The sequence below is a fragment of the Streptomyces sp. NPDC048415 genome (assembly GCF_040651675.1).
Lineage (GTDB): Bacteria > Actinomycetota > Actinomycetes > Streptomycetales > Streptomycetaceae > Streptomyces.
This window is the reverse complement of sequence record NZ_JBEZKJ010000097.1, coordinates 1-15,580: the sequence shown is the minus strand read 5'-3', so window position 1 is coordinate 15,580 and position 15,580 is coordinate 1. Positions and strand designations below refer to the sequence as shown.

Below are 15,580 nucleotides of genomic sequence, written 5' to 3'. Positions count from 1 at the left end.
CGGCGGACCAAGGGGAGAGGGGGGCGGATGATCGACGCGTACGAGGATCCGGGGACGCCGGACTGTCGTGGCGGGTGGCACTACCTGTGGTGGCTGGTCCGCAGACAGCCGGGCCGGTCCGTGGCCGGCGCGGTGGTGGCGAGCGTGTGGATGGCGCTGATGGCGCTGACGCCGTATCTGCTGTCGCGGGCGATCGACGAGGGGCTGGAGCCGGGCGACCAGGCGGCGCTGGCGGGCTGGAGTGCCGCCGTGCTGGGCGCCGGGGTGTTCAACGCCTGGCTGGGCGTGGTGCGGCACCGCACCATGACCAAGCTCCGGATGGACGCCAACTTCCGTACGGTCAAGGTCGTGGTGGGGCAGTCGGTCCGGCTGGGTGCCGCGCTGTCACGCCAGACCGGGGCCGGTGAGGTCGTGACCATCGGCGTCGGCGACGTCCAGACGATCAGTACGTCTCTGACCGTCGTCGGGCCCGGCTTGGCAGCGGTCATCACGTACGCGGTGGTGGCCGCGCTGCTGCTGTCGGTCTCTCTCCAGCTGTCCGTGGTGATTCTGCTCGGGGTGCCGCTGATCGCCATCCTCGTCGGCCCGCTGATGGGGCGGCTGCAGGGCACGGAGACGGGGTACCGCGAGCGGCAGGGGGTGCTGAGTGCCCGGATCGCCGACCTCGCGGGCGGCCTGCGCGTCCTCAACGGCCTCGGCGGCAAGGGGCTGTTCGCCGACCGTTTCCGCCGGGACTCGCGGGAGCTGCGGGAACAGGGCTACCGGGTCGGGTCGGTGACGAGCTGGATCCAGGCGCTGGGCATGGGGCTGCCGACCCTGTTCCTCGCCGTGGTGACCTGGCTCGCGGCCCGGCTGGCCGCCCAAGGAGACATCACTGTCGGCCAGTTGGTGTCCGTGTACGGCTATGTCGCGGTCCTCGTCATGCCGGTGTACTTCTTCATCGACTGCGGCTACCAGCTCAGCCGGGGCGTGGTCGCCGCCCGGCGCGTCGTACGGTTCCTGACGCTGGAGCCCGTCACCGGCCGGCCCGACGCGGTGGACGCGCCCTCGTCCCCGGCGGTGCTGCACGACCCGGAGTCCGGGGTCCGGGTGGTGCCCGGCCGGCTGACCGCGCTGGTCGGCGGACGCCCTGCCGACTCAGGGGCCCTGGTCGACCGCCTCGGCCGGTACACGGAATCGGCGGTGACCTGGGGCGGCGTACGGCTCGACGAGATCGCCCTGGCGCAGGTGCGCGAACGGATCCTGGTCGCGGACAACGAGGCCGACCTGTTCGCGGGCACCCTGCGCGCGCTGGTCGGCGGACGCCGGGACCATGACGACAAGGCCGTCACCCGGGCCGTGCACGCGGCCGTGGCCGACGACATCGTCCTCGGGCTGCCGGACGGCCTCGACTCGGCCGTCGACGCGCAGGGCCGCAGTCTCTCGGGCGGCCAGCGGCAGCGGGTACGCCTGGTGCGGGCGCTGCTGGCCGATCCCGAGGTGCTGCTCGCCGTCGAGCCCACCTCGGCGCTCGACGCCCACACCGAGGCCGCCGTCGCCACCCGGCTGCGCGCCGCCCGCGAGGGCCGTACGACCGTCGTCACCTCCACCTCGCCGCTCCTGCTGGACCGGGCGGACACCGTGTACTTCCTCGTCGACGGCAAGGCCGCCGCCATGGGAACCCATCGCGAACTCCTCGCCTCGGAGCCCGGCTACCGCGCGCTGGTGGCCCGCGAGATGGACGCCCTCGACGCCGAGGAGGCCGTGCGATGAGCACGCAACTGCCGATCGCCGAGCCCGCCGAGGTGCGCCGGGCGACGGGACGGCTGATCCGGGCGGACGGGAGGGCCTTCGCCGCCGTGCTCGGCCTCAACGCGCTGGCCGCCGGGGCCGGTCTGGCCGCGCCGTGGCTGCTCGGCCGGATCATCGACGACGTGCGGGCCGGCAGCGGTGTGGACGCCGTGGACCGGCTGGCGTTCGTCATTCTGGTGTGCTCGCTGGCGCAGCTGCTGCTGGCGCGCTGGGCCCGGTATGTGGGGCACCGCTTCGGAGAGCGGACGCTGGCGCGGGTGCGGGAGGAGTTCGTGGAGCGGACGCTGACGCTGCCCGCCTCGGTGGTGGAGCGGGCGGGCACCGGCGATCTGACCGCACGCGGCACCGCCGACGTCACCGTGGTGGGCAACACGCTGCGCGACGCGGGACCCGAGCTGCTCATCTCCTGCGCGCAGGCCCTGTTCATCCTCGTCGCGGTCTTCGTCATCGACCCGCTGCTCGGCGGCTGCACCGTGGCCGGCCTGGCCGGCATCTGGTTCGCCCTGCGCTGGTATCTGCGCCGGGCGCGCGCCGGCTATCTCGCCGAGGGCGCCGCCACTTCGGACGTCGCCGAGATCCTCGCCGCCACCGCGTCCGGCGCCCGCACGGTCGAGGCCTTCGCGCTCCAGGAGCGCCGGGTCACCGCGAGCCGGGACGCGCTGGAGACATCCCGCCAAAAGCGGATGTACACCCTCTTCCTGCGCAGCGTGTTCTTCCCGGCCGTGGAGATCTCGTACGTCGTTCCGGTGGTCGGAGTGCTGCTGGTAGGCGGCGCGCTGCACGCCCGGGGGGCGATGAGCCTGGGTGCCGTGGTCGCCGCGGCGCTGTATGTGCGCCAGCTCGGCGAGCCGCTCGACCAGATACTGAACCAGGTCGAGCAACTGCAGAGCAGCAGCGCCTCGTTCGCGCGGGTGGAGGGCCTCGGCCGGGCCCCGCGGGCCGTCGTGTCCGGCGCCCCGGCCCCGGTGGACGACCGGATCGACGTGAGGGGGGTGCGCTACTCCTACGACCGCGGCGGCGAGGTGCTGCGTGGGGTCGACCTGACGGTGCGGCCCGGGGAACGGCTGGCCGTCGTCGGTCCCTCCGGGGCCGGGAAGACCACGCTCAGCAGGCTGCTGGCGGGCGTCGACGCGCCGGGCGCCGGCACGGTGACGGTCGGACGGGTGCCCATCGTCGCCCTCGATCCCGAGCAGCTGCGCCGGCAGGTCGTCCTCGTCACCCAGGAGCACCACGTGTTCCTCGGCACGGTCCGCGACAACCTGCTGATCGCCGAACCCGCCGCCACGGACGCCGAGTTGTGGGCTGCGCTCGCGGCGGTCGGCGCCGAGGACTGGGCCGAGGAGCTGCCGGAGGGGCTGGACACCGAGCTGGGCCCCGAAGCCCTCGGCTGCGCTCGACCAGGGGGGACCCCCCTCGTGGACGGCTCGCGGGCCCAGCAACTCGCGCTGGCCCGGGTGGTCCTCGCCGACCCGCACACGCTGATCCTCGACGAGGCCACGGCGCTCCTCGATCCGACGACCGCCCGCCACACGGAACGCGCGCTGGCCGCCGTACTCGAGGGACGCACCGTCATCGCCATCGCGCACCGCCTGCACACCGCGCACGACGCGGACCGGGTGGCCGTGATGGAGGACGGCCGGCTGACCGAACTCGGCCCGCACGACGAGCTGGTGGCCGCCGACGGGGCGTACGCGGCGCTGTGGCATTCGTGGCACGGCGAGGGGCGGGGCGTCTCCTAGGGCGGGGTGGGGGTGGCGTCGGTGAGGCGGGTCCAGTGCCGGAGGGTCTCCTGGTGGGAACCGGTCGTCGTGGCACCCGCCACTGCCGCCGCGGCTTCCGGGACGCACGGTGCCCCGGCGCGGGTCAGCAGCGTCAGTGGCCACTCGGGGCCTTCGGGGGCAGCCGCGCCGTCGAAGGCGTGCCAGTCCCAGGGGCCGTCGAATCGCCAGGCCCGCCCCGCGGCGTCGGCGACCTCGTCGCCGGGCCGGAGGAACGCGAACGGCCGGAACAGCAGGTCGAAGGTGAACGGTATGCCGTCGTCCGGATGGATGTCGTAGCCGGTGAGGTAGTCCCACGCCAGGCCCTCCACCCGGGTCTCGGTGAACGGACAGGCGACCGACAGCACATCGCCCACCCGGAAACCCACGTCATGCGTCATGGCGTCAGGCTAAGCGCGGCCCGTGCGTGTCCGTGGAGCGAATTTTCCCGTACGCACGGCGGAAGATCGGCTCACGGTCTCGCAGACAGTTCGTTTACCGAACATGGCCAACCGGACAACGAACTATTTCCGGCCAAGTTCCTGACGCGCTCCTGACAGACAGCGCAATCTCCTGCCACTCTTCCCACGGCAACTCCACAGCAACCCCATAGCTGCACCCGCTGCGTGAGTGCCGTACGACCCCTGCACATGGTTCCGCGTACCGCCCTGTTCTGCCCGGACGGGTCACCCATCGTCCGGTCTCCCCTGGCCGTGCGACCCGCGGCCACGCAGAAGGAGTCAGTGTTGAGTAGCAGTCACTCCCACAGACGCACCTCCCACATCACCAAGCGCCGCGTCGCGGGTGTCGCCCTCATCGGCGTCTCCGCCCTGCTGGCCGCGGCCGTCCAGTCGGGCGCCGCGAGCGCCGCCCCGGAGAAGGCACCTCGGGCGGGCAAGGTCAACCCGGGCGCCGTCGCCGTGAAGCTCACGCCCTCGCAGCGCGCCGAGCTGATACGCGACGCCAACGCCGCCAAGGCGGACACCGCCAAGGACCTGGGCCTCGGCGCCAAGGAGAGCCTCGTCGCCCGCGACATCATCAAGGACCACGACGGCACCGTCCACACCCGCTACGAGCGGACGTACGACGGACTCCCGGTGCTCGGGGGCGACTTGGTGGTCGACACCGCCAAGTCCGGCAAGACCGAGCACGTCTACAAGGCGACGAAGGCCACCCTCAAGGTCGCCACGCTCAAGCCCGCGATCGCCGCCTCCAAGGCGGAGCAGCAGGCTCTCACCGCCGCCAAGGCCGCCGGTTCCAAGAAGACCGACGCGGACCGCGCGCCCCGCAAGGTGATCTGGGCGGGCAGCGGCAAGCCGGTCCTCGCCTACGAGACGGTCGTCGGCGGCCTCCAGGACGACGGCACCCCCAACCAGCTGCACGTCATCACCGACGCGGCCACCGGCAAGAAGCTCTTCGAGTACCAGGGCATCAAGACCGGCATAGGCAACACCCAGTACAGCGGCCAGGTGTCCCTGACGACCACGCAGTCGGGCTCCAACTTCACACTGACCGACGGCGCGCGCGGCGGCCACAAGACGTACAACCTGAACCACGGGTCGTCCGGCACCGGCACGCTGTTCTCGCAGACCAACGACACCTGGGGCAACGGCACCACGTCGAACGCCGCGACCGCCGGCGCCGACGCGCACTACGGCGCCGCGGAGACCTGGGACTTCTACAAGAACACCTTCGGCCGCAGCGGCATCAAGAACAACGGCGTGGGAGCGTACTCGCGCGTCCACTACGGCAACGCGTACGTCAACGCGTTCTGGGACGACACCTGCTTCTGCATGACGTACGGCGACGGGTCCGGCAACGCCGACCCGCTGACCTCGCTGGACGTGGCGGGCCACGAGATGTCGCACGGCGTCACGGCGGCCACCGCGGGCCTCAACTACAGCGGTGAGTCCGGCGGTCTGAACGAGGCGACCTCCGACATCTTCGGTACCTCCGTCGAGTTCTACGCCAACAACTCGACCGACGTCGGCGACTACCTCATCGGCGAGAAGATCGACATCAACGGCGACGGCACCCCGCTGCGCTACATGGACAAGCCCAGCAAGGACGGCGGCTCGGCGGACTCCTGGTACTCGGGCGTCGGCAACCTCGACGTGCACTACTCCTCGGGCGTCGCCAACCACTTCTTCTACCTGCTGTCGGAGGGCAGCGGCGCGAAGGTAATCAACGGCGTCAGCTACAACTCGCCGACGTCCGACGGGCTTCCGGTCACCGGGATCGGCCGCGACAAGGCCGATCAGATCTGGTACCGGGCGCTGACCACCAAGTTCACCTCGACCACCAACTACGCGGCGGCCCGCACCGGCACGCTCGCGGCGGCGGGTGAGCTGTACGGCACCACGAGCGCCGAGTACACGGCCGTGGCGAACGCGTGGGCGGCCGTGAACGTCGGTTCGCGTCCCGGCGGTGGCGGCGGTGGCGGTACGTCGTTCGAGAACACGACCGACGTATCGATTCCGGACAACGGAGCGGCGGTCACCTCGTCGATCGCGGTCACCGGCCGTACCGGCAACGCCCCGTCGAACCTGGCGGTCTCCGTCGACATCGTGCACACCTGGCGCGGTGACCTGGTCATCGATCTGGTGGCCCCCGACGGCTCGACGTACCGCCTGAAGAACTTCAGCTCCTCCGACTCGGCGGACAACGTGAACGCGACCTACACGGTCAACGCGTCCTCCGAAGTCGCCAACGGCACCTGGAAGTTGAAGGTCCAGGACCAGGCGGCACAGGACACCGGCTACATCAACAGCTGGAAACTGACCTTCCCGTAAACCGCGGCGGAAGGCCACACGAGAACAGGGCGCCGCCCCGGAGGTTCAACTCCCCGGGTCGGCGCCCCCTTTGCGCTCATGGGTTCCAAGCCGACTCCCCCACGCCGAAGATCGATTCCGCTCGGCCACCCCCCCATTTGTTCACCCGATGGTCGACTTTCGGCCAAGGTCTTTATGGACTCCTGACATGTACGCGCCCCAGATGGCACTCTTCACACCGCACGGCTCACCCGCACCGCAACTTCACACCTTCCGTTCGGCCACCCCACGCCGTCCGGTCGCCCCCACATAAGGAGCTTGCGTGACCCCCCTCTACGCGCGTCACAAGCGCACCACTCTGGCCATCGCCACCGCTGTCGCGGCCGGAGCCCTGCTCGCCACCGGTATGACCACCGGTGCGTCCGCCCAGACCACCCCCACCGCCTCAGGGAAGGCACCCCTCGCCGGCGCACCGGCACAGCTGTCCGCCGCCGCGCGGACCGCCCTGATCCAGAAGGCCGACGCCGCCACGACGGAGACGGCCAAGGAGATAGGCCTCGGCGCCAAGGAGAAGCTCGTCGTCAAGGACGTCATCAAGGACGCCGACGGCACGGTTCACACACGTTACGAGCGCACGTACAACGGACTTCCGGTCCTCGGCGGCGACCTCGTCGTCCACGAGACCAAGGCCGGCAGGACCGCCGGTGTCACCAAGGCGACGAAGGCCACCATCAAGGTCTCCTCGCTCAAGCCCGCCATCGCCGCCACCAAGGCCGAGAAGCAGGCTCTGACCGCCGCCAAGTCCGCCGGCTCGGAGAAGACCTCCGCCGACCAGGCGCCGCGCAAGGTGATCTGGGCGGGCAGCGGCAAGCCGGTCCTCGCCTACGAGACGGTCGTCGGCGGCCTCCAGGACGACGGCACCCCGAGCGAGCTGCACGTCATCACCGACGCCGTCACCGGCAAGAAGCTCCACGAGTACCAGGGCATCGAGACCGGCACCGGCAAGAGCCTCTACTCGGGCACGGTCAGCCTCAACACCACCCTGTCGGGCTCGACGTACCAGCTGACCGACGGCACGCGCGGCAGCCACAAGACGTACAACAAGAAGCACACCACCACCTCCTCCGCGGGCACCCTGTTCACCGACGCGGACGACACGTGGGGCACCGGCGCGGCCTCCAGCTCCACCACCGACCAGACCGCGGCCGTCGACGCCGCGTACGGCGCGCAGGAGACGTGGGACTTCTACAAGAACACCTTCGGCCGCAGCGGCATCAAGAACAACGGCGTCGCCGCCTACTCCCGCGTCCACTACGGCAACGCGTACGTCAACGCGTTCTGGGACGACAGCTGCTTCTGCATGACGTACGGCGACGGCACCAGCAACACGCACCCGCTGACCTCGCTGGACGTGGCCGGTCACGAGATGAGCCATGGCGTCACCTCCAACACCGCGGGCCTGGACTACTCCGGCGAGTCCGGCGGTCTCAACGAGGCGACCTCCGACATCTTCGGCACCGGCGTCGAGTTCTACGCGGCGAACTCCGCCGACCCCGGTGACTACCTCATCGGCGAGAAGATCGACATCAACGGCGACGGCACCCCGCTGCGCTACATGGACAAGCCCAGCAAGGACGGCGGCTCCGCCGACTCCTGGTCCTCCTCCGTCGGCAACCTCGACGTGCACTACTCGTCGGGTGTCGCCAACCACTTCTTCTACCTCCTCTCGGAGGGCAGCGGCGCCAAGACGATCAACGGGGTCGGCTACAACTCCCCGACGTCCAACAGCTCCACGGTCACCGGGATCGGCCGCGCCAAGGCCCTGCAGATCTGGTACAAGGCGCTGACGACGTACTTCACGTCGACGACCAACTACAAGGCCGCCCGCACGGGCACGCTCTCCGCGGCGGCGGCCCTGTACGGCTCCAGCAGCACGGAGTACGCGGCGGTCGCGGCCGCGTGGTCCGCGGTCAACGTGAGCTAGTCCTCGCTCGGCAGGCTCGTGGCGGCACCCGGAGGGAAGGCGACTCCGGGTGCCGCCTTACGCTGTCCCCATGCCCTTCACGTACGAGGACGTGGGCGCGACCCGCGAGGACCGCTGCCCTCCGGGCTTCCACCGACTGCACGTCCGTTCCCGGATCGGAGAGGGCGAGGCTGTCTTCCGGCGCGCCTCCGAGGCCCTGATGACCTGGGAGATGCACCGCGCGCTCGGCGTCGGCATCACCGCCGACGCCGACAAGGCCGCCCCCGGCGTCGACGTCACGGTCGGCCTCGGCCCGATCAAGGCGCCCTGCCGGGTGGTCTGGACGGCCGAGGAACCCCGCCGCACCGCCTGGGCCTATGGGACGCTTTCCGGTCATCCCGAGTGCGGTGAGGAGGCCTTCGAGGTCAGCCGCACCGGTGACGGCACGGTCTGGCTCACCATCACCGCGTTCAGCCGGGCGGCCAAGTGGTACGCCCGCGCGGGCGGCGCCGCGACGCGCGGGCTCCAGCACGCCTACGCCCAGCGGTGCGGCAAGGTGCTGCGCCGCCTGTGCGCGGGCCTGGACAGCTGAACGGTCCGCCTCACCGCATCAGAAGCCCCGCTTCCTCCCCCATCTCCTGCGACGGCACCGCGACCAGGCCCACCTCCGCGCTCGACGCCAGCAACCGGTGCGCGGGCAGGATCCGGACCGTGTAGCCGAAGGGTCCCGTGCGGTCCAGGGACAGCGGCCCCTCGTACGCCCAGCGGCCGTCCGGGTCCGGGCCGCCCGCCGGTTTCAGCGGCACGCACACCGCGTCCGCGATGCGGTCGTCCGCGTCGACACGTCCGGCGACGGCCTGCACCTCGACGTCGTCGGGGGCGAGGTCGCCGAGGCCGACACGGACGCGCAGCGAGAGCGTGGTGCCGAGTTCGGCGGTCGCCGTGGCGGCGGAGGCCTCGACATGGTCGACGGTGACCTGCGGCCAGGCGGCGCGGACGCGCGACTTCCAGTCGGCCAGTTCGCGGGCCGTGTCCGGGGTGAGGGAGCGGTGGGCGCGTGCCGCGGGGGTGTACAGCCGCTCGACGTACTCGCGGACCATCCGGCCGGCGAGGACCTTCGGGCCGAGGTGGGTCAGCGTCTGGCGGACCATCTCGATCCAGCGGTCGGGCAGGCCGCCCTGGCCGCGCTCGTAGAAGCGGGGGGCGACGCGCTGTTCGAGGAGGTCGTAGAGGGCGCCGGCCTCGAGGTCGTCGCGGCGGTCGTCGTCGGTCGCCGTGCCGTCCGCCGTCGGGATCGCCCAGCCGAAGTCGGGCTGGAACCACTCGTCCCACCAGCCGTCCAGCACGGACAGGTTGAGGCAGCCGTTGAGGGCCGCCTTCATGCCGCTCGTCCCGCACGCCTCCAGCGGACGCAGCGGGTTGTTCAGCCAGATGTCGCAGCCCGGATACAGCTTCTGCGCCATCGCCATCCCGTAGTCCGGCAGGAACACGATCCGGTGGCGTACCCGCGGGTCGTCGGCGAACCGGACCAGCTCCTGCACGAGCCGCTTGCCGCCGTCGTCGGCGGGGTGCGCCTTGCCAGCGACCACGATCTGGACCGGCCGCTCGGGGTGCAGGAGGAGGTCCATCAGCCGGTCGCGGTCCCTCAGCATCAGCGTCAGCCGCTTGTACGAGGGGACGCGGCGCGCGAAGCCGATGGTCAGCACGTCCGGATCCAGCACCCCGTCGATCCAGCCGAGTTCGGCCGTACCGGCGCCGCGCTGGCGCCATGAGGCGTGCAGCCGCCGCCGTACCTCCTGGACCAGCTGTTCGCGCAGCACCCGCCGCAGATCCCAGATCTCCTGGTCGGCGATGTCGGCCACCGCGTCCCAGCGGTCCGAGCCCCCGACCGTCAGCGCGTCCTCGGTGCGCTGGGCGCCGATCTGCCGTGCGCCGAGCCGGAAGACCTCCGGTGCCACCCAGGTCGGCGCGTGCACACCGTTGGTCACCGACGTGATCGGGACCTCTTCGGGGTCGAATCCCGGCCAGAGCCCGGAAAACATCTCGCGGCTGACATGGCCGTGCAGCAGCGAGACGCCGTTGGCCCGCTGTCCGAGGCGCAGCCCCATCACGGCCATGTTGAAGAGGTTGGGCTCGCCTCCGGGGTAGGTCTCCATGCCGAGGCCCAGGATGCGTTCCACGTCGATGCGCGGGAGTTCGGCGTCCGGGCCGAAGTGGCGGGCGACCAGCTCGCGGTCGAAGCGGTCGATTCCGGCGGGCACGGGCGTGTGGGTGGTGAAGACGGTGCCGGCCCTGACCGCCTCCAGTGACGCCGCGAAGTCCAGCCCCTGGTCGGCGAGTTCGGCGATGCGCTCCAGGCCGAGGAAGCCCGCGTGCCCCTCGTTCGTGTGGAACACCTCGGGCTGCGGGTGGCCGGTGAGCCGGCAGTACGTCCGTACCGCGCGCACCCCTCCTATACCCAGGAGCATCTCCTGCAGCAGCCGGTGCTCGCTGCCGCCGCCGTACAGCCGGTCGGTCACCCCGCGTTCGCCGAAGTCGTTCTCCTCGACGTCGGAGTCGAGCATGAGCAGCGGGACCCGGCCGACCTGGGCCAGCCAGATCCGGGCCCGCAGCGCCCGGCCGCCGGGCAGGGCCAGCGACACCTGGGCCGGGGTGCCGTCGGCCTCGCGCAGGGGCGCCACCGGGAGTTCGTTCGGGTCCAGCACGGGATAATGCTCCTGCTGCCAGCCGTCGCGGGACAGGGACTGACGGAAGTAGCCGTGCCGGTAGAGCAGCCCCACGCCGATCAGCGGGACGCCCAGGTCGCTGGCGGCCTTCAGATGGTCGCCCGCGAGGATGCCGAGGCCACCGGAGTACTGCGGCAGCGCGGCCGTGATGCCGAACTCGGGCGAGAAGTAGGCGACGGCGGCGGGGAGTTCGGAGGTCTGCGCCTGGTACCAGCGCTCGCCGGTGACGTAGTCACGCAGGTCGTCGGCGACCGCGGCGAGGCGGCGCAGGAATCGACGGTCCTCCGTGAGCTCGGCGAGCCGGCCGGCCGACACGCTGCCGAGCAGCCGTACCGGATCGCCGTCCGAGGCGGCCCAGCGCTCCGGGTCGACGGACTGGAAGAGGTCGCGGGTCTCGGCATGCCAGGACCAGCGGAGGTTGCGCGCCAGGTCGCTGAGCGGGTGAAGGGCTTCGGGGAGTACGGGTCGTACGGTGAATCTGCGGATGGCCTTCACGGGCTTCCACCTTCACGGAGGACGTACGCGGCAGAGGGACGCACGCCTGTGTACGCCCTTCGTCACCCACGACGGTAGCGGCGGGGGTGCCATCGCAACACGGCGCATCCGCGGGAGCCTCACTCTCTCGCCGTGCCACTCCGCGCAACCATCCATTGAGGCACCCCGACGACGATCAGCCAGGTCCGCGAGAGCGGCGCCGGTTCAGGCGCAAAGGTGGGGCGGATATGGCCGATTCCGCCCTCCTGGGCGGCCTTGTGGCGCTTCATCCCGCACGAGAGGCTCGCCGGGTGGCGTACGGCCGGCCCCGGCTCACGCCGGCCGGCTCCGGCCTGGCGTACGCCGAGTTGAGGAGGGGAACTCAAGTCATGGCACGGACGAGAGAGAGGCGTCTGCGCTGGGCGGCGGGTCTCACCGCGGTCACGACGACCGCGGTGCTTTCGGCCATCGCCCTGCCCGCGCAGGCCGCCCCCGAGGGGCAGATACTCGGCGCCGGCGAGCCCGGTTCCGTCAGCGGGAGTTACATCGTGACACTCAAGGGGGGTACGAAGGCCCCGTCGTCGGCGGGAAAGAGCATCGCCGAGAAGTACGGGGCGAGAATCAGCCACACCTACGGCACGGCCCTCAACGGCTATGCCGTGGAGATCAACGAGAAACAGGCCCGGCGGCTCGCGGCGGACTCCCGCGTGGCCTCCGTCGCCCAGGACACCCGGGTGGCGCTCGACCACTTCGAGAAGAACCCTCCCTCGTGGGGCCTGGACCGTATCGACCAGCCGAACCTGCCGCTCGACAAGGGCTACACGTGGCCCGAGTCGGCCGGCTCCGGCGTGACGGTGTACGTCATCGATACCGGTATCCGCGTCACACACAAGGACTTCGGGGGCCGGGCGAGCTACGGCTGGGACTTCGTCGGGGGTGACAAGACGGCGCAGGACGGCAACGGGCACGGCACGCATGTCGCCGGCACCGTCGTGGGCACGAAGTACGGCGTCGCCAAGAAGGCCAAGGTCGTCGCGGTCCGCGTCCTCGACAACGCGGGCTCCGGCACCACCGCGCAGGTCATCGCGGGCATCGACTGGGTCACGAAGCACGCGAGGAAACCGGCCGTGGCCAATCTGAGCCTGGGCGGGTTCGCCAACGCCCAGCTGGACGCCGCCGTACGCAACTCCATCGCTTCGGGGGTGACGTACACGGTGGCGGCGGGCAACGACGGACTTCCCGCCGCTCTCTACTCCCCGGCCCGGGTCACCCAGGCCCTCACGGTCGGCGCGAGCGACAAGGCGGACGCGCGAGCGAGCTTCTCGAACACGGGTTCAGCGCTGGACCTGTTCGCGCCCGGCGTGGCGATCACCTCGGCGTCGTACGCGAGTGACACGGGGAAGGCGACCTTCTCCGGTACGTCGATGGCCAGTCCGCATGTTGCGGGCGCGGCCGCGCTGTATCTGGGCGACCACACCAAGGCCACACCGGCGCAGGTGGCCAAGGCGCTGGTGAAACAGGCGGTTTCGGGGAAGATTTCGGGCGCCGGGCTGAGTTCGCCGAACAAACTGCTGCAGGTCGGCTGACCTTGGCGCAACCCGGTGATCCGGCCACTCTGATCGGCCTCGCCCACTCCGGACGAGGCCGGTCTTGTGTGTAGACATACGCGTGAGTAGTTAACAAAGTGCCGGAATGCCCACCCGCATAGGGTGGGAAGGCTCCTCCGGTAGACCCCGCAGGCCCCACCTCCCCACACCCTCATCCGCCCACCCACGTTGACGCGGACAGGAGCGGTCATGCCCGCCACGCACCACACGTCGCCACCCCCGACGACCACCCCCGACAACCCCCGTATACGCAGCGCCGACGCCGGTTCCCGCGCCGCGGAGAAACCCTCCGCCGCCCCCGGCGGCAGCACCCCCGACATTCCCACGACCACCATCGGGCGCATTCCCGTCCTCGATGTCCGACCGATCGTGCACCACGGACGCCGCCCGGCTAAGGCGGTCGTCGATGAGGCGTTCGAGGTCTCGGCCACGGTCTTCCGCGAGGGCCATGACGCCGTAGCCGCCAATGTCGTGCTGCGGGATCCGGACGGCCGTGCGGGCCCCTGGACGCCGATGCGCGAGCTGGCCCCCGGCACCGACCGCTGGGGCGCCACGGTGTCCGCGGGGAAGGAGGGCCGCTGGACGTACACGGTGGAGGGGTGGAGCGATCCGATCACCACCTGGCGGCACCACGCGGGGATCAAGATCCCGGCCGGGATGGACACCGAACTGGTCCTGGAGGAGGGCGCGCGGCTGCATGAGCGGGCGGCCGCCTCAGTGCCGAAGAGCAAGGACCGCAGGGACACGATCCTCGCGGCCGTCGACGCGCTGCGCGACACCGGCCGCCCGTCCGCGGCCCGCCTCGCCGCCGCTCTCACCCCCGAGGTCGACAGGATCCTGGCCCGCCATCCGCTGCGCGAGCTCGTCACGTCCTCGGAGCCGTTGCCGCTGCTGGTGGAGCGGGAGCGCGCGCTGTACGGCTCCTGGTACGAGTTCTTCCCACGCTCGCAGGGCACGCCCGAGCGTCCGCACGGCACCTTCCGCACGGCCGCCGAACGGCTGCCCGCGATCGCCGAGATGGGCTTCGACGTCGTCTATCTCCCGCCGATCCACCCCATCGGCACCACGTTCCGCAAGGGGCCGAACAACACGCTCTCGGCGGGCCGGGCCGACGTCGGCGTGCCCTGGGCGATCGGCTCCCCGGAGGGCGGCCACGACGCCGTCCACCCGGACCTGGGGACGATCGACGACTTCGACGCGTTCGTACGCCGGGCCGCGCGCGAAGGCCTGGAGGTCGCCCTCGACTTCGCGCTCCAGTGCTCCCCCGACCACCCCTGGGTGCACAAGCACCCCGACTGGTTCCACCACCGTCCGGACGGCACGATCGCGTACGCCGAGAATCCGCCGAAGAAGTACCAGGACATCTACCCGATCGCCTTCGACAAGGACATGCCCGGCCTGGTCCAGGAGACGCTGCGGGTGCTGCGGTACTGGATGAGCCACGGCGTACGGATCTTCCGCGTCGACAATCCGCACACCAAGCCGGTGGTGTTCTGGGAGCAGGTGCTCGCCGACATCAACCGCACCGACCCCGATGTGATCTTCCTGGCCGAGGCGTTCACCCGGCCGGCGATGATGCACACGCTCGCGGCGATCGGCTTCCAGCAGTCGTACACCTATTTCACCTGGCGCAACACCAAGGAGGAGCTGACGGAGTACCTCACCGAGCTGTCGGGCGAGGCGGCCGCCTCCATGCGGCCCAACTTCTTCGTCAACACCCCGGACATCCTGCATGAGTTCCTCCAGCACGGCGGGCGTCCGGCCTTCGAGCTGCGGGCGGTGCTCGCCGCCACCCTCTCTCCCACATGGGGCGTCTACAGCGGTTTCGAACTCTGCGAGAGCACCCCGCTGCGCGAGGGGAGCGAGGAGTATCTGAACTCCGAGAAGTACCAGCTGCGGCCGCGCGACTGGGCGGCGGCGGAGCGCGAGGGACGGAGCATCGCGCCCTTGGTGCGCGCGCTCAACGCGGTCAGGCGGCGCAGTCCGGCGTTGCGTCAGCTGCGCGACCTCCATTTCCACCACGCGGACAAGGAGGCGGTGATCGCCTACTCGAAGTCCCACCGGGACGCACGCGGTTCGAACACGGTTGTGGTGGTGGCGAACCTGGACCCCCACCACACCCAGGAGGCCACGGTCTCGTTGGACATGCCGCAACTCGGCCTGGACTGGCACGAGTCCGTGCCGGTGCGCGACGAGCTCACCGGCGAGACCTACAACTGGGGCAGGGCCAACTATGTGCGACTGGGCCCAGGCGGCGCTCATGTGCTGTCTGTCGGCCGGGGGTCCGGGGGCCGCGCGGCGGAAGCCGCTGATGTCGCCTCCCCGGGTGAGCACAGCACCGTCCTGCGACCGTCCTCACCGCAGATCGGAGGGTCACCCACAACATGATCGTCAACGAGCCCGTCCCGGATACTTTCGAGGACACCCCGGCCAAGGACCGCGACCCGGAGTGGTTCAAACGCGCCGTCTTCTACGAGGTCCTGGTGCGCTC

General features: G+C 70.9%; 9 protein-coding genes. 7 read left to right on the top strand and 2 right to left on the bottom strand.

All coding sequences use genetic code 11. From position 1 onward, the window contains the following. The first annotated feature begins 27 nt into the window (after nucleotides 1–27). Nucleotides 28–1,752, top strand: coding sequence for an ABC transporter ATP-binding protein (locus AB0D27_RS37775; protein ID WP_362517965.1), 1,725 nt, complete (start codon nucleotides 28–30; stop codon nucleotides 1,750–1,752). Continuing rightward, entirely contained in the window at nucleotides 1,749–3,530 is a 1,782-nt protein-coding gene (locus AB0D27_RS37770; RefSeq protein ID WP_362517963.1) for an ABC transporter ATP-binding protein, read from the top strand. The genes AB0D27_RS37775 and AB0D27_RS37770 overlap by 4 nt, the downstream gene beginning before the upstream one ends. Here AB0D27_RS37770 and AB0D27_RS37765 read toward each other — a convergent pair. Then, nucleotides 3,527–3,949 carry a hypothetical protein gene (locus tag AB0D27_RS37765; RefSeq protein WP_362517960.1) on the bottom strand — a complete coding sequence of 141 codons (423 nt, stop codon included), beginning with the start codon at nucleotides 3,947–3,949 and terminating at the stop codon, nucleotides 3,527–3,529. The genes AB0D27_RS37770 and AB0D27_RS37765 overlap by 4 nt on opposite strands. Before the next feature lie 345 nt (nucleotides 3,950–4,294). On the opposite strand from AB0D27_RS37765, the gene AB0D27_RS37760 reads away from it, so the two are divergent. From AB0D27_RS37760 to AB0D27_RS37750, 3 genes are all read left to right on the top strand, one after another. After that, complete coding sequence (locus AB0D27_RS37760) at nucleotides 4,295–6,340, top strand: M4 family metallopeptidase (protein WP_362517957.1); 2,046 nt, start codon at nucleotides 4,295–4,297, stop codon at nucleotides 6,338–6,340. Nucleotides 6,341–6,641: 301 nt separating this feature from the next. Further along, entirely contained in the window at nucleotides 6,642–8,303 is a 1,662-nt protein-coding gene (locus AB0D27_RS37755; protein ID WP_362517954.1) for a M4 family metallopeptidase, read from the top strand. A gap of 70 nt (nucleotides 8,304–8,373) precedes the next feature. After that, on the top strand, nucleotides 8,374–8,874 hold the full coding sequence (locus tag AB0D27_RS37750) for a DUF1990 domain-containing protein (protein ID WP_362517951.1): 501 nt from the start codon (nucleotides 8,374–8,376) through the stop codon (nucleotides 8,872–8,874). A gap of 10 nt (nucleotides 8,875–8,884) precedes the next feature. Here the strand turns inward: AB0D27_RS37750 and glgP are convergent, their stop codons facing one another. Next, a complete protein-coding gene (glgP, locus tag AB0D27_RS37745; protein ID WP_362517947.1) occupies nucleotides 8,885–11,503 on the bottom strand; it encodes an alpha-glucan family phosphorylase in 2,619 nt (872 codons plus the stop codon). Nucleotides 11,504–11,871: 368 nt separating this feature from the next. Between glgP and AB0D27_RS37740 the strand changes: the two genes are divergently transcribed. Both AB0D27_RS37740 and AB0D27_RS37735 read left to right on the top strand, forming a co-directional pair. Further along, nucleotides 11,872–13,068, top strand: a complete 1,197-nt coding sequence (locus AB0D27_RS37740) for a S8 family peptidase (protein WP_362517944.1) — start codon at nucleotides 11,872–11,874, stop codon at nucleotides 13,066–13,068. A 210-nt stretch (nucleotides 13,069–13,278) separates the two neighbouring features. After that, on the top strand, nucleotides 13,279–15,477 hold the full coding sequence (locus tag AB0D27_RS37735) for an alpha-1,4-glucan--maltose-1-phosphate maltosyltransferase (protein WP_362517941.1): 2,199 nt from the start codon (nucleotides 13,279–13,281) through the stop codon (nucleotides 15,475–15,477). Nucleotides 15,478–15,580 lie beyond the last annotated feature (103 nt).